1 protein-coding gene is annotated in these 1,055 nt (G+C 44.6%); it reads left to right on the top strand.

Features of this window, described 5'->3' with window-relative positions:
- A partial coding sequence (locus ACP45E_RS12815; RefSeq protein WP_158008382.1) for a hypothetical protein occupies window positions 1-1,055 on the top strand: 1,055 nt, incomplete at both ends.

Here is a 1,055-nt window from a genome sequence, read left to right on the forward strand (position 1 = left end):
GCCTGCGAACGGCAATACGTTGCTGAGTGAGCTGAATGATGGACAAGGCTTGCCAACCGATAAAACGGAGCAAGCGGATCTGAAATTTACGCTCAAAAGTGGTGAGCAATTAAGTTTAGATCTCGATTCTCTTAATGTGTCGACAGCGACACTCGATGTTTTGATTGAGGCGATTAATGACCTATCCGATGATTTAGTTGCGAGTTTAGAGAATGGGCAAATTACTCTTACGGATAACAGTGTTGCACCGCAGGTCATTGACGGGCTCGACGCACTTGGCGAAACGCCTCAGGATATTACACTACCGAGCACCTTCAATTTTGATAATCTTCCCAACAGTTTTGACCCAGCAGATGCGATTCAATTCTCTATTAGCGTAGACGGCCAACGTATTGAATTGCAGCTAGCCGCAGATCCAGAACGCAGTCTGTCGCAATGGGTTGAAGATGTGAATCGCGAACTGAATAAAGGGCTATTTAACTACTCTGACGGTACTCAAGGCTCTTCAAACAATGCACACATAATGTGGAGCCAGTTGCTAGAGTTTAGCTTAAGTGACAATGGTGAATTATCACTATCGACTGACGTACAAACTTGGAGCAAGTTAGCGTTAGTCAATGGTGCCACTATGAGTATAGCGGACATACAAGCTGAAGAGCCTGCGTTGCTCATTGAGGGAGTGTCAAACACAGATATTCTTCATGCGTTGGGCTTAGTACAGTTAGAAGCCAGCGATAATCAGTGGAGTTCAGAAACCTTAACCGTTGAAAGTACAGGGGATCAGTTCTTCTTAGATACTGCTGAAACAGGATTAAAGATCAATGCAGAGCTGAATGGCACCGATCTTGACTTTAAAACGTATCTCAGCGCGCTCGAAATCGAAGTCAGAGACGGCACTGCCGTGATATCTGGAGATGATGCTGAAGGTGATAAAGCAAATAGTGAAGATTTCAGCGTCGTTGCTGGCGATGGTAACGATCTAGAGTTCAAGTTTGGTATTACTGACGATAAACCGGATACTGAAGGTGATGAAGATTCGCTGCTCTTTTTTAGTG

It is taken from the genome of Vibrio genomosp. F10 str. 9ZD137 (genome assembly GCF_049974785.1).
Taxonomy (GTDB): Bacteria; Pseudomonadota; Gammaproteobacteria; order Enterobacterales; family Vibrionaceae; genus Vibrio.